This is a genomic window from Rhodoferax sp. GW821-FHT02C08, from assembly GCF_059421805.1.
Window position 1 is genome coordinate 1 of the sequence record NZ_JBWKVR010000006.1, and the last position, 18,420, is coordinate 18,420.

16 protein-coding genes are annotated in these 18,420 nt (G+C 63.8%); 10 read left to right on the forward strand and 6 right to left on the reverse strand.

Features of this window, described 5'->3' with window-relative positions:
- Positions 1–155: 155 nt before the first annotated feature.
- Positions 156–1,274, forward strand: coding sequence for a succinylglutamate desuccinylase/aspartoacylase family protein (locus tag AC07VY_RS08975; RefSeq protein WP_495099955.1), 1,119 nt, complete (start codon positions 156–158; stop codon positions 1,272–1,274).
- An 18-nt stretch (positions 1,275–1,292) separates the two neighbouring features.
- Complete coding sequence (locus AC07VY_RS08980; RefSeq protein ID WP_495099954.1) at positions 1,293–2,069, forward strand: ABC transporter ATP-binding protein; 777 nt, start codon at positions 1,293–1,295, stop codon at positions 2,067–2,069.
- On the opposite strand, the gene AC07VY_RS08985 is transcribed toward AC07VY_RS08980, so the two are convergent.
- From AC07VY_RS08985 to AC07VY_RS08995, 3 genes are all read right to left on the reverse strand, one after another.
- On the reverse strand, positions 2,062–4,434 hold the full coding sequence (locus AC07VY_RS08985) for a putative bifunctional diguanylate cyclase/phosphodiesterase (protein ID WP_495099953.1): 2,373 nt from the start codon (positions 4,432–4,434) through the stop codon (positions 2,062–2,064). The two genes, AC07VY_RS08980 and AC07VY_RS08985, sit on opposite strands and share 8 nt — an antisense overlap.
- Before the next feature lie 12 nt (positions 4,435–4,446).
- Positions 4,447–5,907, reverse strand: a complete 1,461-nt coding sequence (locus tag AC07VY_RS08990) for a cobyric acid synthase (protein WP_495099952.1) — start codon at positions 5,905–5,907, stop codon at positions 4,447–4,449.
- A 121-nt stretch (positions 5,908–6,028) separates the two neighbouring features.
- Positions 6,029–6,949 (reverse strand): sensor domain-containing diguanylate cyclase, encoded by a 921-nt coding sequence (locus AC07VY_RS08995; RefSeq protein ID WP_495099951.1) that lies wholly within the window; start codon positions 6,947–6,949, stop codon positions 6,029–6,031.
- Between the two features lie 145 nt (positions 6,950–7,094).
- On the opposite strand from AC07VY_RS08995, the gene AC07VY_RS09000 reads away from it, so the two are divergent.
- Together AC07VY_RS09000 and AC07VY_RS09005 are read left to right on the forward strand one after the other, a co-directional pair.
- A complete protein-coding gene (locus tag AC07VY_RS09000) occupies positions 7,095–9,302 on the forward strand; it encodes a phosphocholine-specific phospholipase C (RefSeq protein ID WP_495099950.1) in 2,208 nt (735 codons plus the stop codon).
- A gap of 50 nt (positions 9,303–9,352) precedes the next feature.
- Complete coding sequence (locus AC07VY_RS09005; RefSeq protein WP_495119483.1) at positions 9,353–9,982, forward strand: choice-of-anchor R domain-containing protein; 630 nt, start codon at positions 9,353–9,355, stop codon at positions 9,980–9,982.
- Here AC07VY_RS09005 and AC07VY_RS09010 read toward each other — a convergent pair.
- Positions 9,979–10,650, reverse strand: coding sequence for a nucleoside/nucleotide kinase family protein (locus tag AC07VY_RS09010; RefSeq protein ID WP_495099948.1), 672 nt, complete (start codon positions 10,648–10,650; stop codon positions 9,979–9,981). The genes AC07VY_RS09005 and AC07VY_RS09010 overlap by 4 nt on opposite strands.
- 9 nt (positions 10,651–10,659) lie before the next feature.
- Positions 10,660–11,643: a TIGR01777 family oxidoreductase gene (locus AC07VY_RS09015; protein WP_495099947.1), complete on the reverse strand. Its 984-nt coding sequence runs from the start codon at positions 11,641–11,643 to the stop codon at positions 10,660–10,662.
- 238 nt (positions 11,644–11,881) lie between these two features.
- On the opposite strand from AC07VY_RS09015, the gene AC07VY_RS09020 reads away from it, so the two are divergent.
- From AC07VY_RS09020 to AC07VY_RS09040, 5 genes are all read left to right on the forward strand, one after another.
- A complete protein-coding gene (locus AC07VY_RS09020; protein WP_495099946.1) occupies positions 11,882–12,709 on the forward strand; it encodes a helix-turn-helix transcriptional regulator in 828 nt (275 codons plus the stop codon).
- Between the two features lie 73 nt (positions 12,710–12,782).
- The gene (locus AC07VY_RS09025; protein ID WP_495099945.1) at positions 12,783–13,340 is read left to right on the forward strand and encodes a YbhB/YbcL family Raf kinase inhibitor-like protein; all 558 of its coding nucleotides are present in this window, start codon (positions 12,783–12,785) and stop codon (positions 13,338–13,340) included.
- A gap of 259 nt (positions 13,341–13,599) precedes the next feature.
- Positions 13,600–14,775: a YjgN family protein gene (locus tag AC07VY_RS09030; protein WP_495099944.1), complete on the forward strand. Its 1,176-nt coding sequence runs from the start codon at positions 13,600–13,602 to the stop codon at positions 14,773–14,775.
- A 1-nt stretch (position 14,776) separates the two neighbouring features.
- Positions 14,777–15,826 carry a M48 family metallopeptidase gene (locus AC07VY_RS09035; RefSeq protein ID WP_495099943.1) on the forward strand — a complete coding sequence of 350 codons (1,050 nt, stop codon included), beginning with the start codon at positions 14,777–14,779 and terminating at the stop codon, positions 15,824–15,826.
- Positions 15,827–16,036: 210 nt separating this feature from the next.
- Positions 16,037–16,924 (forward strand): VOC family protein, encoded by an 888-nt coding sequence (locus AC07VY_RS09040; RefSeq protein ID WP_495099942.1) that lies wholly within the window; start codon positions 16,037–16,039, stop codon positions 16,922–16,924.
- Here AC07VY_RS09040 and AC07VY_RS09045 read toward each other — a convergent pair.
- Positions 16,921–17,775, reverse strand: coding sequence for an amidohydrolase family protein (locus AC07VY_RS09045; protein WP_495099941.1), 855 nt, complete (start codon positions 17,773–17,775; stop codon positions 16,921–16,923). The two genes, AC07VY_RS09040 and AC07VY_RS09045, sit on opposite strands and share 4 nt — an antisense overlap.
- 186 nt (positions 17,776–17,961) lie before the next feature.
- Between AC07VY_RS09045 and aroQ the strand changes: the two genes are divergently transcribed.
- Positions 17,962–18,411 (forward strand): type II 3-dehydroquinate dehydratase, encoded by a 450-nt coding sequence (aroQ, locus tag AC07VY_RS09050; protein ID WP_490593867.1) that lies wholly within the window; start codon positions 17,962–17,964, stop codon positions 18,409–18,411.
- The last annotated feature ends 9 nt before the right edge of the window (positions 18,412–18,420 follow it).

An 18,420-nucleotide genomic window follows, 5' to 3' on the forward strand; every position in this document is an offset into this window, starting at 1 on the left:
GCGGCAGCCAGCCGCATCTATTCCGACTTTTACCTGCCGTTCGAGGCCTATCTGTTTGCTGCGGCGCTGTACCTGGTTGGTACCTTTGCGCTGATTGCGGCTTTCCGCGCGGCTGAACGCAAGTTTCTGGCCTATTTGGCACCCCGTAGACACTGATGCAACGCCAAGACCACCTCCTGCGCACCCAAAGCCTGGGTAGCCAGAAAACCCTGACGAGCTTCCACTTTGGCACGCCGGGAGCCCGGCCCAAGGTGTATATCCAGGCCAGCCTGCATGCCGAGGAGTTGCCCGGTATGCTGGCGGCCTACCACCTGCGCCGCTTGCTGGAGCAGGTCGAAGCGCAAGGCCTGATCCAGGGCGAGATCATTCTGGTACCGGTTGCCAACCCCATGGGACTGGCCCAGCGGCTGGACCACAAGCCCATGGGCCGCTTCGAGCTGAATACCTCGGAAAATTTCAACCGCCACTACCCCGACTTCTGCGCTGCCGTATTGCCGCTGGTACAGGACAAGCTCGGCTCCGATGCCGCGCACAATGTACGCGTCATACGCCAGGCTGCCGGCCAATATCTGCAAAACTGGGTACCCGAAACCGAGCTTGCAAGCCAGCGCAAGACTCTGACCAGCATGGCCTTCGATGCCGATGTGGTGCTGGACCTGCACTGCGACTGCGAAGCAGTCATGCACATGTACGCCGAGGTGCCTTGCTGGCCCACCTTGGAGCCGCTGGCCCGCCTGCTAGGCACCCAGGCCGTTCTATTGGCCAAGAACTCTGGCGGCCTGTCTTTTGACGAGTGCATGTCCGGGCTGTGGTGGCAACTGGCCGACAAGCTGGGCAATGCCTATCCGATTCCGCAAGCTTGCTGCAGCACTACGGTAGAGCTGCGTGGTGAAGCCGAGGTTGGCCACGCCTGGGCCCAGGCCGATGCCGATGCCATCTTTGCGTATCTGCAGCATCTGGATGTGATTGGCGGCACCAAGCCTGCCCTGCCCGCTCTGGCCTGCGCGGCCACACCGCTAGCCGGTGCCCAGTTCATCAAATCACCCGTGCCCGGCGTACTGGTGTTTGCAGCCAAGCCTGGCGACCGCTTGGCGCTGGGCGACCTGGTGTGCGAAGTCATAGACCCTATTGGCAACACCGTGCACGCCCTGCGCGCCGAGGTACCTGGCGTCATGTATGCACGTACCAACGAGCGCTACGCCACGCCGGGCGACGACCTGGCCAATATTGCAGGTGCTGTCCCCTTCCGTACCGGCAATCTGCTGGGTGCCTAATTTTTCTGAATACCGCTTATGACCACCCAACCCCTGAAACTCCAGGCCATAGACATCCACAAGAAGTTCGGCTCCAACGAGGTGCTCAAAGGCGTCTCGCTGGAAGCGCGCGCCGGCGATGTGATCAGCATCATCGGCAGCTCCGGCTCCGGCAAGAGCACCTTTTTGCGCTGCATGAATCTGCTGGAAAAGCCGAATGCGGGCCGCATCATCGTCGCCGGTGAAGAGCTGAAGCTGGTGACCGACAAGCACGGCGAGCTGGTGGCTTCTGAAGCCAAGCAGCTGCAGCGCATGCGCACCCGGCTGGCCATGGTGTTCCAGCATTTCAATCTGTGGGCGCATATGACGGTGCTGCAGAACATCATCGAAGCGCCGGTGCATGTGCTGGGTGTGCCCAAGGACGAAGCTATAGCCCGTGCCCGCAAGTACCTGAAGCTGGTGGACCTGCAGAACAAGGAAGACAGCTACCCGGCGCACATGAGTGGCGGCCAGCAGCAGCGGGTGGCGATTGCGCGCTCCCTGGCGATTGAGCCCGAAGTGATGCTGTTCGACGAACCCACCAGCGCGCTGGACCCGGAGCTGGTGTCCGAGGTGCTGAAGGTAATGCAGAAGCTGGCGCTGGAGGGCCGCACCATGGTGGTGGTGACGCACGAGATGGGCTTTGCCCGCGAGGTGGCGAACCACCTGATCTTTCTGCACAAAGGCCAGATCGAAGAGCAAGGCGTGCCGCGCGAGGTGCTGGGCCAGCCCAAGAGCGAGCGGCTGCAGCAGTTCTTGTCGGGCAGCCTCAAATAACGAAGGCAAACGGCTTGTTCGTCGCCCACAGGGTGACGAAAGACCCCACCTGCTCGGCCCCCATGGGTTTGGCAAAAAGATAGCCCTGGCCTTGGCTACAGCCTATGCGCTCCAGAATGCTGCGCTGGGCCGGAGTCTCTACACCTTCCGCCGTGGTTTCAAGTGCCAAAGCCTGGGCCAGTGCAATGATGGTCTGCACAATGGCCACCGCGCTGGCATCGCTCTCGGCCGCATCCAGAATACTGACAAACGAGCGGTCAATCTTCAGCTTATCGAGAGGGAAGCTGCGCAGATAAGACAGCGAGGAATACCCGGTTCCAAAATCGTCCAGTGCGATACGTATGCCCTTGCGGCGGAAGTTATGCAAAATGGCCTGCGCAGTCTGGCTGTCCTGCATCAAGGTGGACTCGGTAATCTCCAGCTCCAACCGATTGCCGGGCAAACCGCTGTGCAGCAAAGCCTCGTCCACCACGGACAGCACATCGGCATTCGCCAGCTGTACAGCCGACAAATTCACCGCCACCCGCAGTGGGTGCGGCCAATGCATGGCATCCACGCAGGCCTGGCGCAACACCCAGGTGCCCAGAGGCACGATCAAGCCGCTCTCCTCCGCTGCCGGAATGAACTCCAGCGGCGACACCAGACCCCGCTGGGGATGGTGCCAGCGCACCAGGGCCTCAAACCCCACCAAAGTGCCGCTCAACAGATCTATCTGTGGCTGGTAATGCAGCACAAACTCGCCACGCTCCAGGCCGTTGCCCAGATCACTCAAAATATTCAGCTTCTGCTGCGCACGCGCATCCATGGCCGGCTCGAAGAAGCACAGGGTGTGGCGGCCGGCCGCCTTGGCCGCGTACAAAGCCATGTCGCAAACCTTCAGCAGCTGCTCCGCACTGTGCGCATCCTGCGGCGAAAACCCTATGCCGATGCTGGCACGCACCTCGATGCGGTGGCTGTTCACCGACCATGCCTGGCCCAACGCAGCCTGCAGCCTTTCACCATAGGCCTGGGCTTGCGCGCGCGGCAGCAGGCCCGGTACGATCAGCGCAAACTCGTCACCACCCAGGCGCGCCAGTAGCTCGCGTGGCCCGACCTCGGCCTTCAGGCGCCTGGCCACCTCCTGCAACAACTGATCACCCACGGCATGGCCCAGAGAGTCATTCACGGTTTTGAAGTTGTCCAAGTCGAACAACAACAAGGTACAGGCAGCCCGGCAGCCCTCAGGGGAAAAATAAGCCTCCAACGCATTGCCAAACTGCAGGCGGTTGGCCAAGCCCGTCAGCGCATCCTGGTGGGCCAGGCGCACCATTTCCATCTCACGCAAACGAGCTGCGGTGATGTCCGAGCCCACACCGCGCCAGCCCTGCAGCAGCCCCGTAGGACCCAGCAAAGGCTTGGCGGTCAGGGACCACCATTGCAGTTGCTCTCCGACCAATACGGGCACCACCACTTGACGGAAAGGCGTGTCCTGGGCCATGCAAGCCTGCAAGTGCAAAAACATGGCCTGCTCTTCGTCACGCAGTTGAGGAAACTGGGTCGACAACATCTCGACCAGGTTGCGCCCATGCAGCAGAGCAGGCGCCACACCCATGGCGGCGGCCAGGCGCACGGACACATGGCGCAGTCGGCCATTGGAGTCTGTTTCCCACAGCCAATCGCTGGCGTTTTCCTCGAAGTCGTTCAACAGCAAACCTACCAACTGTTTTTGCCGTTCGATTTCAGTTTCAGCCTTCAGGCCGTCGCGGAACATGCGCCAGGTGACAAGGATAGTGGCGGCCATCACAAAGCCGTAAAGAATCAGCAGGCCTGTCATATAGCTGTATGCAGGTTCGGGCCGCCCGGCGAAAGCCAGGCCAGTGCCTACACACAGAATCAGCGTCCAAGCCATGGCCACCCAGGGCAGGTAGGCAAACATCCAGCTACCGGTACCAATAAAGGAGGTCACGGTGCCCACCAGTAACAGCCGCCCGTCAGCATCGCCCAGGTCAAACAAATACCAGATGATCCAGGCGAAAAGCACAGCCGCGGCGGCGATGCCGATGGCAAACCACCAGCCTTTGGCCATGGACACGACCGTCGCTTCCGGCACCGACTGGTGGCGCCACCACAGCAGCAGATTGGACGTCCCTAGCAAAATCACCAGCGCGGCCCAGCCCAGCAACGTTGCGTGGTCGGCCTGGTGCCAATAGGCCAGCAGCAGCGCCACGGCAGTGGAAATATTGCCCACGCTGCTGAAGGGAATGCGCCGCAGTACGGCCCGGAACTGGCGTCCGCGGTAAGCCGCTACCAGCTCGGGAGACAGAGACGCATCACGCCACGCCTGTATATGGGCCCAAACATATGGGCCAAGATGCTGAAATTGCATATCTCAGTGTAATCAGGGCTTGGCGACCAGCGATTGTAGAAAACCCGGCTCGAAATGTGGCTCCAAATAGTCGGCAAGACCGTCAAACACCGCGTCCAGCGTGGGCACGCTGGCACCAAACAGGGCCCGCAGCACCGCTGGGTCTTCCAGCATGCCATGCAGATACAGGCCCAACACATTGCCGGCGGCATTCTGCCAACCCAGGCCGTCGGGCAGCACGGCGTGGGCGATATCGCCGGCCTGGGCCATGGCGCTGTGCTGCAGCGTTTGTCCGTGGTGGATTTCATAGCCTGCCACGGGCACCCCGGCCAAGGCGGCCCAGGGGCCAGCCATACGTTCTGCAAAGCGGCTCTGCCGGTGCTGCACCGTCTTGCGCTCTTCAAACTGCGTGACCAAAGGCAGCAGACCCAGGCCGGGCGCATTGCCGTCTATGCCGTGGGTGTCTATCAAGGCCTCGCCCAGCATCTGCAGTCCGCCGCAAATGCCTAGCACGGCCCCACCCCGCGCGGCATGGGCAGCCACCGCCGAGTCCAGCCCTTGCTGGCGCAGCCAAGCCAGGTCGCCACTGGTGTGCTTGGAGCCGGGCAAGATGACCCAGTCGGCACCTGCCAGCTCAGCCGGGCTGCGGGCCCACACCAGGCGTACGCCGGGCACGTTCTTCAAGGGCTGGAATTCGTCCAGGTTGCTGATGCGCGGATAGGCCACGACGGCGATGGTGCGCGTCACCGTGCCATTGCTGCGGCTGCGGTCGTCAAACACACCATCTTCCTCGGGCAGGCCGTGCTGCCACCACATAGGCAGCGTGGCCACCAGCGGCACGCCGGTCAAAGCCTGCAGCTGCTGTGGCCCCGGCGCCAGCAGCCGCGCATCGCCGCGGAACTTGTTCAGCACAAAACCGCGCAACAGCTTGCGGTCCGCCTCAGGCAGCAGGGCCCAGGTGCCGTAAAGGTGGGCAAAGGCGCCGCCACGGTCAATGTCCGTCACCAGCAGGCAGCGCGCATCGGCATGGCGGGCCACGCGCATATTGACGATGTCGCTGTCGTACAGGTTGATTTCGGCTGGAGAGCCCGCGCCCTCGATCACCACCACATCGTTTTCGGCGCGCAATGCATCCAGCGCATGGGCCACCACCGGCCAGACCTTGGCGCTGCGGCTGCGCCAGTCCAGGCCGGTCAACTCAGGGCTGACCTGGCCCAGCAGTACGACTTGGCTGTGGGTATCCCGCTCGGGCTTGAGCAGCAGCGGGTTCATCCGCACATCGGGCTGAATTCTGGCCGCCAGCGCCTGGAAGTACTGGGCGCTACCGATTTCCCCCTGTGCAACAACACGCGCGTTATTGCTCATGTTCTGCGCTTTGAAGGGTGCGACCTTCAGCCCCTGGCGGGCGTAGTAGCGGCACAGCGCGGTGGTCAGCCAGCTTTTGCCGGCCCCGCTGGTGGTGCCCAGCACCATGGTGCAGACGGCGAGGCTCATGCGCAGAAATACTTCATTGGGGGTGGCTGCAAACGGTGCGAACCGCGCACCCATGTTATGAATAAAAAATGGCTCCAGCGCAGATTCTATCTGCGCCAGAAGCTATCAATTAAATAGCAACCTAAATAGCCCACATGCTGCGATCCCGGCCGGCACCCTTGGCCTGGTACAGGGCTTCATCAACGCGCTTGTAGACACTGCGCACATCGTCGCCCAGCCGCAGCTCGGTCATGCCGGCCGAGCAGGTGTAGCCAAATTCCGGGTGCGCTGGCAGCGGATGGCGCTGGCGCACCACATTCAACAAAACCGACACCACGCTGCCCAGGTTCTTGGGTGACATGCCGCGAAACAGCAGCAGAAACTCCTCACCCCCCAAACGGCCAAAACCATCGTCGCGCCGCAACGAACGCTGCACCGTATGGGCAAAGTCCTTCAGCACGGCATCGCCCGCCGGGTGGCCATAACTGTCGTTGACGCGCTTGAAATGGTCCAGGTCCAGCAATACCACGCCGCAAGGCGCAGCGCGGTGCTGCCGCTCGTCGATGGAGTCGCGCAGCAGATCCATGATGTGCGCGCGGTTGCTGATGCCGGTCATGCCGTCGGTCTGCGCAGCCCGCAAAGCCACGTCGCGCTGCTGGCGCATGCTGCGCTCGCCGCTTTTCAGTGCAGTGATATCCGACGCCACACACAGCATCCAGCCATCGGCACGCAAGGTCTCGGTCATCCAGATCCAGCGGCCATCGCACAGATCGGCCTCGAAAGCGCGAAACGGCAGCTTGCCACGGCGTGAGCGGATGGTGGCCAACCAGATTTCAATGTCGTGGGTCTCGATGTAAGCGCCCTTGCGCTGCGCATGGTTACGGCGCATCAACGCGGACCAGCTAAGCAGCTCGCCGTCATCCAGGCCATAGGCGCTGCGGAACGCGGGGTTCGCAAAGCGCAACTGGTCGTCTGCATCCAATAGCGCAACCAGCAATGGCGAATCGGCATACGCCATCAGCAGCTGTTGCGCGATGGGGTCGGTGCAAGCAAGGTGCAGCATGCGAACCATCATACAGACAGACGAGCGAAAAGAGGGGCGAATACGGCCCCTGGGGCAAAGGCTGACATGGAGATGTCACACCCGCGGCAGAAGATGGGTCCAGCTTGGCAAACGTTCAACCCAGCCCTAGAAGAAGGATTCCCCCATGACTTCCATAGACCGTCGCGCGCTGCTGCGAGGCGCTGCAGGCGTAGGCCTGTCCACCGTCTTCCCAGACGCCATCAAACAGGCCTTGGCAATCCCCGCCAACGCTGTGACCGGCACCATCCAGGACGTACAGCACATCGTGGTGTTGATGCAGGAAAACCGCTCGTTCGACCACTACTTCGGCACGCTGCGTGGTGTGCGCGGCTTCAACGACCCGCGCGCCGTGCGCCTCTACGGCTCTGGCAACTCGGTGTTTCAGCAGCCTAATGTGAATTCGGCGGGCGTGACGCAAACCCCAGCCACGCTGCAGCCCTTCCGCCCCGCAGGCGCCGACCTGGGTATGGCGTTTCTGGCCGACCTGGCGCACTCCTGGAAAGACGCTCACGGCGCCTGGAACAACGGCCTCTACGACAAGTGGATTCCGAACAAGACCAGCAAGACCATGAGCTACCTGCAGCGCTCGGACATCCCCTACTACTTCTCGCTGGCCGATGCCTTCACCGTGTGCGACGCCTACCACTGCTCGATCATGGCCTCCACCGACCCGAACCGCTACTACCTGTGGAGCGGCTGGTCCGGCCAGAACGGCACACTGACACCCGACGGCAACGCCACCGGCAACACCCCCGGCAATGTGGCCCTGGCCAGCAATGGCAATGGCGTGCCGCCCTACGGCCCGGTGGTCACCAATGCCGAAGCCGGCTACAACTGGCGCACCTACCCCGAGCGCCTGCAAAACGCCGGCGTCAGCTGGAAGATTTACCAGGACATCGGCGTAGGCCTGACCGCCGAAGGCTACTGGGGCTGGACGGGCCAGCCCTACATCGGCAACTATGGTGACAACTCGCTGCTGTACTTCACCCAATACCAAAACTCCACCCCCGGCCAGCCCCTGTATGACCGTGCCCGCAGCGGCACCAACATCTACAACAACGGCGCCTTCAACAACGGAGGCCTGTTCGACCAGCTGCGCAGCGATGTGCTGAACAACACCCTGCCCCAGGTGTCCTGGATTGCCGCACCCGAGGCCTACACCGAGCACCCCAACTGGCCCACCAACTACGGCGCCTGGTACGTCAACAATGTGCTGGCCGCGCTGACCGCCAACCCCGCCGTCTGGGCCAGCACCGTGCTGATCATCTGCTACGACGAGAACGACGGCTTCTTCGACCACGTGGTGCCGCCCACCCCGCCGATGACGGCCGCGCAGGGCAAATCCACCGTCAGCACCGTGAATGAAATCTACCCCGGCAACGGCACAGCCAGCTACCCCGCCGGCCCCTACGGCCTGGGCGCACGGGTCCCCATGCTGGTGGTGTCGCCCTGGAGCAAGGGCGGCTGGGTCAACTCCCAGGTGTTCGACCACACCTCCATCGTGCAGTTCATCGAAAAACGCTTTGGCGTGATGGAGCCGAATATCTCGCCCTGGCGCCGTACCGTCTGCGGCGACCTGAGCTCGGCGCTGGACTTCTCCATCGCCAGCGCCACCGCATCGCGCCTGCCCAGCACATCCACCTATGTGCCGCCCGCAAGCGATGTCACCAGCGGCAAGACCTACCCGAATCTGGCCGTCACGCCCCCCGCCAACCAGACCATGCCGGCGCAAGAACCCGGCGCCCGCCTGGCCCGCGCCCTACCCTACCAGTTGCAGGCCCTGGGCGTAGCGAATGCAGCAGGCCAAAGCTTCGGTATCAGCTTCACCAACACGGGCAGCACTGGTGCCTGGTTCCATGTACGCACTGCCAACGGCACCGTGGCCGGTGGCAGCACCGGCCCCTGGAGCTATACGGTGGAAGCCGGCAAGAGCCTGGCCGACACCTGGACACCCGCTGCGGGCACCAGCGCCTACGACCTGTCGGTGTACGGCCCAAACGGCTTCTTCCGCAAATTTGCAGGTGGCACAGGCGCATCGGCTGCCAAGCTGACGGTACAAACCGTGTACGACACCGTCGCTGGCGGCATTTCGCTGGTGGTCACCAATATCGGCACCGCGCCTACCAGCGTCACCGTGACGGATAAGTACATGAACAACGCATCGCACCAAACGGTAGCCCCCGGCGCCAGCTTCCGCTCGGACTGGACGCTGCAGACCAGCGCACGCTGGTACGACCTGGTGGTGACCGCCAGCACCGACGCCAGCTTTGTCTGCCAGTGCGCCGGCCACGTGGAAACCGGGAAGCACGGCGTCAGCGACCCGCTGCTGTGAGCCCCCTCAATCTCTTGATGTCAGGAACCGCTATGTTTTCCCCATTGAAAATGTCCCTCCGCCAGGCTGTCGTGTCGGCTGGTGCCTGCCTGTGCTTCGCCATGGCCCTGCCCGCACAAGCCAGTGTGGTCTACAACAACATTGACGCCGTACAAAGCGGCTCCGATGCGGTGTACGGCACCGGCCCGCTAGCCAACTCGTTCAACACCGGCACCTATGGCGGCACGCTGAACAGCATCCAGGCATTGCTGATGAACCTGGGCCCAGACCTGAGCTCCAACCTGCAGGTCAGCCTGTTGTCCAGCAACAGTGGCGCGCCGGGCAGCGTGCTGGCGACTTTCGACGGCCTGTCCAGCGCCAGCATCTCTTCCAGCGGGTTTGAAGCCTACCGCTTCTCGCTGGCATCCGGCTACAGCCTGGCGGCCAACACCACCTACTGGATCGAGATCGCGGCAGCCGATCCGAATGCGGTGCAGTGGTCGTATTCGTCCGACCTGTCCGGACTCGGCGTGGCTGGTGAATCGTCTTACAGCGCGGCGTTTGGCGTCAGCCCCAACGACACGGCGGCGCTGGCCGGCTTTGGCCCTTACCAGATGGCCGTGGAACTGCCCGAGCCCGGCTCGCTGGCCCTGGTAGGCCTGGGCATGGTGGGCCTGGTCTTTATCCGCCGCCGGACCTAAACCACCAAGGCGTCGGCCCGCGCGCGGGTCTGCAGCACGATCTCGGCGTTCAACTGGTCGTTCTGCGCCACCCGGTGCTGCGCCTGGGCCACGCTGAAACCCCAGGCGGCCTGGTGTCGCGCCACCAGGCGCTGCAATGCCACGTCCATAGGTACGTCCAGGTACCAGCAGGTATCCAGCAGACCGTCCAGGTTCCAGCCATGTTCGCGGTGCAGCAGGTACAGGCCTTCCAGCAGCACCAGGCGCACATTGGGGCCTATCTGCACCGCGCCTTCCACAGGATCACCCACGCTGTGCTCGAAACCAGGCCAGGGCACAGGGGGTGCATCGTCAGCCGCGTTACGCACGGCGCGCAAGCGGTCGGCCAGGCCGGCCGGGTCGAAGGTCCACGGTGATCCACGCCGTGCCAGGGCCCCATCCGGGTCGGGCATGCGCGCCAGGGCCGCCCGGCTCAGATGGAATCCATCCATGCCTAAAACCACTGCCGTGCCGGCACCGGCCTCGGCATTCACCGCCGCCACCAGCTTGTCGGCCAAGGTACTTTTGCCCGAACCCGGCAGCCCCACCAGGCCGACGATGCGGCGGCGCGGCCCCGGCGTGCGCAGCATCTGCAGCAGTTGATCGACGGGGTCGTTGAGTACGGGGGGTGCATTGCCCAAAGTCGCCATATATCTCGCTCACATCTTTCTTTTACGTTCCAGGTCTTGCAGCGCCGCTTCCAGGCGCTCAAACCGGAAATGGTAGCCGTCTGCGAGCAGGCGCCGTGGCACCACACGCTGGCCTTCGGTCAACAGGCTGGCTTGCTCGCCCAGCATCAGCTGCAACAACGCGGCAGGCACGGGCAGCGCCAGCGGGCGGTGCAATACACGGCAAACAGTGTCGGTAAACTCCTGCTGGCTTACCGGGTAGGGTGCGGTCAGGTTGTAGGCACCGCTGGGCGGCCTGTAGGGAGTATGGGGCGACTGGTGGAGCTGGGCCATCAGATGCAACACGCCGGCCACCACATCGTCCAGATGCACCCAGGTCAGTACCTGGTCACCCCGGCCCATGCGCGTGCCGACCCCCAAGCGGAATGGGCGCAGCATCTCGGGCAGTGCGCCCTTCAGGCCCAGTACCACGCCCAGCCGCACACAGGCCACCGCCACGCCGTGGGCGGCCATGCCCTGGGCCGCGTGCTCCCAGCGCTGGCATAGCTCGGACATGAAAATAGGCTGAGGCGGCGCATCTTCGCCCAGCGCGGCCGCGTCGCCCGGCGCCTGTATGCCGTAGTAGCCAATGGCCGAAGCACTCAGCAGCAGGCGCGGCTTGCGCGCCGAGGCCGCGACCCAATCCACCAGAGCCTGGGTCACACCGCTGCGGCTGGCATGCAGCTGCTGCTTGCGCTGCGGCGACCAGCGCGGGCCCAATATGGGCTCGCCCGAGAGGTTCAGCAGCACATCCGGCATATCGCCCGGCGCCACGTCGGCCAGCCTGGTCACATGGCGCACCGCCGTGCCAAACAAGGCCTCGGCCTTTTCGGCACTGCGCACCCACAGCGTGAGCCTATGGCCTTGCAGCAGCAGCGCACGGCACAGCGCCTGGCCAAGAAAGCCGGTACCACCAGTGAGCAAAATATGCAAAGGCGGGGCACCAAGTGTGGAACTGTGCGGGGTGGTCGGCATACAACTCCAGAAGGGAACGGACAGGGACTGGCGACGATTGTGGCGCGCCGCACAGCTTGCGCTAGAGTCCCAGTGTGGTGTTGCGTGCTTGATGGAATGAATAAAGTCGATGGATTTTTGACCAGGATTAGGCGCAAACCACAGCCACAGCTCCGCTATGGCGCGAATTTGCAACGACATCATGGGTAAAAAGACGCGGCTTTATGTTCCAGATAGCGCGCAACACCACACTAGCCCCATGTCCCTCCAAACCGCCGCCCCAGCCACCCCGGATGATGCCCTGCACAGCATAGGCGCGGCCTGCCAGCTATATGAACAGACCGGACACCGTGTCGCCACCCTAACCCTGCATACCGATCTGCTGGTGTGGGTGCAATCCGGCAGCAAGACCATCCACCACGCGCGCGGCAGCTACCGTTGCGACGCAGGTCATCTGCTGATGGTCGCCAGGAATAGCACCTGGGATGTGGCGAACGGCCCCACCACCCGGCCACGCTACCAGGCCTGCGTGCTGCACATAGAGCCGGAAATGGCGGCCGACTTCCACCAGCGCTATCCGGCCCTGGCAGGTGGCGCGCACGCCGTTCTGGTCCAGGTACTGGCGGTGGATGACAGCCTGGGCCAATCGCTACGGGCCGCCGCGGATGCGCTGGCCGAAACCAGCCGGCTGTCGGCGGCCGTACGCCGCCACCGCGTGACCGAGGTACTCATGATGCTGGCCGAGCGGGGCTGGGTGTTCCCACAGAACAACCGCTTGGGTATGGCAGACCGGGTCCGCCGCATCGTCGCAGGGCGGCTACACGCCGACTGGTGCGCCAAGGCGGTTGCCCACGCCCTGCACACCAGCCCCAGCACGCTGGCCCGCCACCTGGCCAAGGAAGGAACCAGCATTGCCGCCACCGTGCGCGAAGCCCGGTTGGAGGCAGCTCTGGACCTGCTGCAGTCCAGCGAACTGCCAGTGGGCGATATCGCCCAACAATGCGGCTATGGGTCGCACAGCCGGTTCAGTGCGGCCTTCAAGGCTCGCTTCGGCTTCGCGCCCTCGGTGTTGCGCGAAACGGCATAGCGGCTGCGCGATTCTGGCTAAAGAGTTAGCCTACCCTGGGCCACAGTAGCACCTTGTTTTCACAAGGAGTTCCATGTTCCCCCGTCTAATCCCGCAGGCCGCCGCAGCCGCACTATTCCTAGCCAGCCTCGCCGCGCAGGCAGCCCCCTTCACGCTGACCAGCCCCGACATCGCTGAGGGCCGCAGCCTACCGGATGCCCAGGTACTGCAAGGCTTTGGCTGCAGCGGCGGCAACCAGTCGCCCGCGCTGCAATGGCAAGGAGTGCCGCCCGGCACCCAAAGCCTGGCGCTGACCATGTACGACCCAGACGCCCCCAGCGGCTCCGGCTGGTGGCACTGGGTCGTCTATAACCTACCCGCCAGCACCACCGGTTTGCCCGCCCAGGTCGGCAGCAGCCAGCTAGCCTTGCCAGCGGGCGCGGTACAGGGTCGCACCGATTTCGGCACACCAGGCTACGGCGGAGCCTGTCCGCCCCCCGGCGACAAGCCACACCGCTACATCTTCATGCTGCACGCGCTGAAGGTTCCGCACATCGACCTACCCGCCGACGCCAGCGCAGCCATGGTCGGCTACATGCTGCACGCCAACACCATTGCGCAGACCCGGCTGACGGCCATTTACGGACGTTAAAAACAGCCCTCTGACGCATTTCTTCAACCGCCGGCCCCTCCACCGAGGCCAGCCCCCCCTGCTATCGCAGCAGGGCGTGGACGTGGGCATGACGGACCTGCTTGCACTGTTATGGCCCGACCAGGGCCTGGCCATCCAATTTTGATAGCAGCTTACGCAGGCAGCTACTGCGCTGGAACCTCATTCATTTGTATGAATGAAATGTAAAGAGCAGGCATTTCGACGCTACATTGAACGTATCCAAACGTAAGCATCCTCCATGACCTCAACCATCGAACCGTCCTTCGATCCCCACTCCACATTGCCGCCAGCGCCCGAACCACGCCAGCTGCGCATCGCCTTCACCGGCTCCGGCAGCGAATACCTGCGCATCTGGATCGTCAACCTGCTGCTCACCCTGGTCACGCTGGGCCTGTACTACCCCTGGGCCAAGGTGCGCCGCCTGCGCTACTTCTATGGCAACACCCTGGTAGACGGTGCTGCGCTGGACTTCCATGGCAACCCCAAGAAGATGCTCAAAGGAACGCTGCTGGTGGCCCTGCTGTTTGGCCTGTATTCAGCGGCTGGCCGGTTCTCGGCTATGGCCGGGCTGGTGGCCCTGGTGCTGGTAGCCATCGTCATGCCGGCGCTGCTGCGCGCCTCCATGCAGTTCCGGCTGGCCAATACCAGCTGGCGCGGCCTGCGCTTTGCGTTCAAAGGCAGCACCGCCGATGCCTACCGGGCCGTGCTGCCCATGTATGTGCCAACCGTCGTGATCGTTGCCCTGTCGGCCTCCGTACGAGAAATGGAACCGGACAAAGCGCCGCTATGGATAGGCATCACCATTCTGGCGTTGGCCCTTCTCGTGATACTGATGCTTCCCTGGTCCTTGTGGACGTACAAGCGGTACCAGCACCAGCACTACGCTCTAGGCCAGCTGCAAACCCAGTTCTATGCCCCAGCGAAAGCTTTCTACAAGCTCTCACTAAAGATATTGGGCTGGGGGGTGTTGGCATTTGCACTGCCGCTGCTGTTGATTTTTGTGGCGTTCATCACAACCAAACAGTTCGCCCACGGGTCCTTGGTAGCGTCCTTGGCCAGCATGCTGCCATTAATCGGAATGCTATTGGTCTTGGTCAGCCTCAAACCCTACGCCATCGCCCGCACGCAAAACCTGGTGTGGAACCAAACCGGCAGCCACGACCTGCAGTTCCACAGCGATCTGCGCTTCAAATCCCTGTTCTGGCTTACCGCCAAGAATTGGCTGCTGGTGCTGATTACCCTGGGCTTCTACTGGCCGTTTGCGGCGGTGGCCGTGGCGCGCATGCGGCTGCAGGCCACCAGTATCTGCAGCCATATCGACCCGGACAGCCTGGTCGGCCAGCCTCGCGACGGGGCCAGCGCCGCCGTGGGCGACGCCGCTGGCGACATGCTGGGCATCGACTTCGGGATCTGAGGTGCAGGTCGACTACTTTGACGGCATCCACGCCCGCGCCCACCCGGTCACGTTGCTGGTGGCCGATGGCCAACTGCACATCCAGGGCGACGGCATCCAGCGCAGCCTGGCACTGGCCGGCGTGCGCTGGCCGGAGCGCACCCGCCACGGCATGCGTGTCACCCAGCTGACCGAGGGCGGCGAACTGCACTGCGCCGACTCCGCCGCCTGGGATGCCTGGAGCCGGCAACAAGGCCTGACCGAATCGCTGACCGTGCGCCTACAGCAAAGCTGGCGTGGCGTAGTCGCCAGCCTGCTCACACTACTAGCGTTGCTGGGCGCACTGCACGTCTGGGGCCTGCCCCTGGCCGCGCAGGCTTCGCTGCTGGTGCTACCGCACAGTGTGGACATCGGCCTGGGCGAGGTCACGCTGCACACGATAGATACGCAGCTGATGCGACCCAGCCAATTGCCGCTGGCCGAGCAGGCGCGCGTGCAAGCCGCATTTGCGCAGGCCGTGGCCCATCTGCCGGCCGAGGATGTGCCTGAATGGCAGTTGGTGTTCCGCTCCAGCCGCATCGGCCCCAACGCGCTGGCCCTGCCGGGCGGCACCATCATCATGACCGACGAACTGGTCTATCTGGTGAACCGCGATACCGATGTGCTGACCGCCGTGCTGGGCCACGAATTAGGCCATCTGCAGCACCGCGACGGCGTGCGCATGCTGGTGCAAACCACGCTGCTGGGCACCGTGGGCTCGCTGCTGCTGGGCGACTTCAGCAGCCTGCTGGCGGGCACCACCGCCCTGCTGGGCCAGGCGCACTACTCGCGCAGCGCCGAGCACGAGGCCGACATTGCCGCCGTCCGCTTGCTGCAAGCCGCAGGCATACCGCCGGCCAGCATGGTCACCCTGTTCGACCAGCTGACCGCCGCCCGCAACCAGAAGAAAAGCGCCGACGGCAAAGAAACCGACCAGGACGATGTAGACAACTGGCTGGGCATTGCCTTCGCGTCCCACCCACCCGATGCCGAGCGCGTACGCTTCTTTCAGCAGGCCGGACCACGGCCTTAGCATTTACAAGAAAAGTGCCGCTGGCGCAGAAAATACCTGCGCCAGCAGCTACTGAATCCATAGCACCAGGCCATAGCCACCGCTACACAAAACATAGCTTCTTGCGTAGCTGGCACCTGCGCCAGAGCCTCATTTCATATAAAAGCCCGGACCACACGGCGGCACGCAAACACTGCCAAAATGCGTGTCCTTCCGTCCAAGCGCCCCACCATGAGCATTACCTACAACCGTACCACCGAAGACGTGGGCAATATCGTCGAGTTTGGCCACGTGAATGTGCGCGTGGCCAACCAGCAGCAGGCCATCATCTTCTACGCCATGGGCCTGGGCCTGACCCGCGACCCCTACCAGCGCACCGGCATCAGCAATGCCTGGATGAACGTAGGCAGCTGCCAGTTCCATCTGCCGGTGGGCAAGCCCGAGGTGCTGCGTGGCGTGGTTGGCCTGGTGCTGCCGGAGCTGGACAGCTTGGTGCAGCGGCTGCAGGCCGTGGCCCCGCTGCTGCAGGGCACGCAGTTCCGCTTTGAACGGCACGGCGATGTGGTGGACACGGTCTGCCCCTGGGGCAACCACATCCGCGTGCACGCCCCGGACCCGGCGCGCTTCGGCCCGCTGCGCCTGGGCATGCCCTATGTGGAGGTGGACTGCGCACCAGGCACAGTGGCCGGCATTGCCCGCTTCTACACCGAGGTGCTGGCCGCGCCGGCGACGCTGGGAACGGATGCGGACGGCAACTTTGTGCGCATTCCCATCGGTCTAGCCGAGAGCCTGGTGTTCCGCGAAACCACGCGCACCCTGCCGTCTTACGACGGCCACCATGTGCAAGTCAGCGTGGCGGATTTTTCAGGGGTGCACCGCCGCCTGCTGGCGCGCGGCCTGGTGACGGAGGAAAGCGATCAGAGCCAGTACCGCTTCCAGGACATCATTGACCTGGACAACGGCCGGGTGCTGGCCACGCTGGAGCACGAGGTGCGCAGCATGCGCCACCCCATGTATGCGCGCCGCCTGGTGAACCGCAACCTGGACAACGGCCCCGACAGCTTTGTAGGCGGCTACGAGGAAGCCGCGTTACGGCTACCGCCCACCGCTGCGAATTAGCCAGCGCTTGCGTCCCAGCCGAACAGGCGCCGAGGCGTATCCCACATCAGCGCCTGGCGCGCCGCCGCGTCGGGCACCAGCTTGTTGAACAGGGCCAACAAGGGGCCGTAGTCCACCCGCGCCGGGGCCCGCAGAAACGGCCAGTCCGAGGCCCAGACCAGGGACTGCGGCGTATAGGCCTGCAGCAGCGCCTGCACAAACGGCCACATGTCCGCATGCGGAAAGGCCTGGCCCGAGCTTTTCACCAGGCTGGAAAGCTTCACGCAGGCGCGGCCCGTTTCGGCCAGGCCCAGCAAGGCCTGGAAACCGGCCTGGCCCACGCCCGCCGCCGGGTTGGGCCGGCCGCAGTGGTCGAACAGCAGGCGCGCGCCGCTGTCCACCAGCATGGGCTTGAGCGCCACCAGCTGGTCCTGCTGCACCTGTACCTGGGCCCACAGGCCCAACGACCGCAGGCGCTCCAGCAAAGGGCCTATGCTCTGGTAGAAGTCCACCCCCAGCAGCGCCGGATTGAAGGCCACGCCGACCACGCCCTGGGCCTGCAGGTCTTGCAACTCACCCAGGCTGGCGTCGTTGCGCACCACCACCACGCCCTTGTAGCGGCCCTGGCCCCGGGCCAACGCGTCCAGCAGGCAACGGTTGTCCAGGCCGTAGCCGGAGTTGGGACCGACCAGCACCGCATGCTGCACGCCGTGCGCGTCCAGCACAGCGTCCAGCTGCTCGGCCGTGGCCAGCTCCTGGCCGGACGGCCGGTAGGCGGTGTCGGGCTGAAAGGGAAAGCGCGCCGGGTCGAATACATGCACATGGCAGTCCACCTTGGGCTGGGCAAGCGGGTTGGCGGGGCTTGTAGTCATAAGTCATCTCCTTCACCGGACAGTGTGTGGCGGGGTTGGCCTGGAAACTTGGAGAGAACCCAGGGAAAACCCTTTATTTTGAAAATGAACCATTTAGTACATTTTTGGTCATTCTAGCGATAACATGCAGGGTTCAACACCCGCATCCACCTCCGCCCGACCGGCCCCTCAACCCAAGGAACTCCCATGCGCATCCTCGTACTCCACGGCGTCAACCTGAACATGTTTGGCAAACGCGATCCCAAGCAATACGGCACCACCACGCTGGACCAGATCAACACCAGCCTGGTGGCCCTGGGCCAGGAGTTGGGCGCCACGGTGGAGCATTTCCAGACCAACCACGAAGGCGCCATGTGCGAGCGCATCCACCAGGCCTACGCCGACAAGGTGGACGCGGTGCTGATCAACGCCGGCGCCTGGACGCACTACAGCTACGGCATCCGCGATGCGCTAGCCATCCTGCCCTGCCCCATCATCGAGGTGCATATGTCCAACATCCATGCGCGTGAAGAATTCCGCCACCACTCGGTGTTCGGTGAAATCGTCAAAGGCCAGATCTGCGGCTTTGGCGCGGAAAGCTATCTGCTGGGCCTGCGTGCCGGTGTATCCGCTGCCCAGGCAGCACAAAAGGCCTGAGGACGCGCC

Coding starts and splice junctions, on each gene's coding strand:
- AC07VY_RS08975 (WP_495099955.1), top strand. CDS start 156: ATGCAACGCCAAGACCACCTCCTGCGCACCCAAAGCCTGGGTAGCCAG.
- AC07VY_RS08980 (WP_495099954.1), top strand. CDS start 1,293: ATGACCACCCAACCCCTGAAACTCCAGGCCATAGACATCCACAAGAAG.
- AC07VY_RS08985 (WP_495099953.1), bottom strand. CDS start 4,434: ATGCAATTTCAGCATCTTGGCCCATATGTTTGGGCCCATATACAGGCG.
- AC07VY_RS08990 (WP_495099952.1), bottom strand. CDS start 5,907: ATGAGCCTCGCCGTCTGCACCATGGTGCTGGGCACCACCAGCGGGGCC.
- AC07VY_RS08995 (WP_495099951.1), bottom strand. CDS start 6,949: ATGCTGCACCTTGCTTGCACCGACCCCATCGCGCAACAGCTGCTGATG.
- AC07VY_RS09000 (WP_495099950.1), top strand. CDS start 7,095: ATGACTTCCATAGACCGTCGCGCGCTGCTGCGAGGCGCTGCAGGCGTA.
- AC07VY_RS09005 (WP_495119483.1), top strand. CDS start 9,353: ATGTCCCTCCGCCAGGCTGTCGTGTCGGCTGGTGCCTGCCTGTGCTTC.
- AC07VY_RS09010 (WP_495099948.1), bottom strand. CDS start 10,650: ATGGCGACTTTGGGCAATGCACCCCCCGTACTCAACGACCCCGTCGAT.
- AC07VY_RS09015 (WP_495099947.1), bottom strand. CDS start 11,643: ATGCCGACCACCCCGCACAGTTCCACACTTGGTGCCCCGCCTTTGCAT.
- AC07VY_RS09020 (WP_495099946.1), top strand. CDS start 11,882: ATGTCCCTCCAAACCGCCGCCCCAGCCACCCCGGATGATGCCCTGCAC.
- AC07VY_RS09025 (WP_495099945.1), top strand. CDS start 12,783: ATGTTCCCCCGTCTAATCCCGCAGGCCGCCGCAGCCGCACTATTCCTA.
- AC07VY_RS09030 (WP_495099944.1), top strand. CDS start 13,600: ATGACCTCAACCATCGAACCGTCCTTCGATCCCCACTCCACATTGCCG.
- AC07VY_RS09040 (WP_495099942.1), top strand. CDS start 16,037: ATGAGCATTACCTACAACCGTACCACCGAAGACGTGGGCAATATCGTC.
- AC07VY_RS09045 (WP_495099941.1), bottom strand. CDS start 17,775: ATGACTACAAGCCCCGCCAACCCGCTTGCCCAGCCCAAGGTGGACTGC.
- aroQ (WP_490593867.1), top strand. CDS start 17,962: ATGCGCATCCTCGTACTCCACGGCGTCAACCTGAACATGTTTGGCAAA.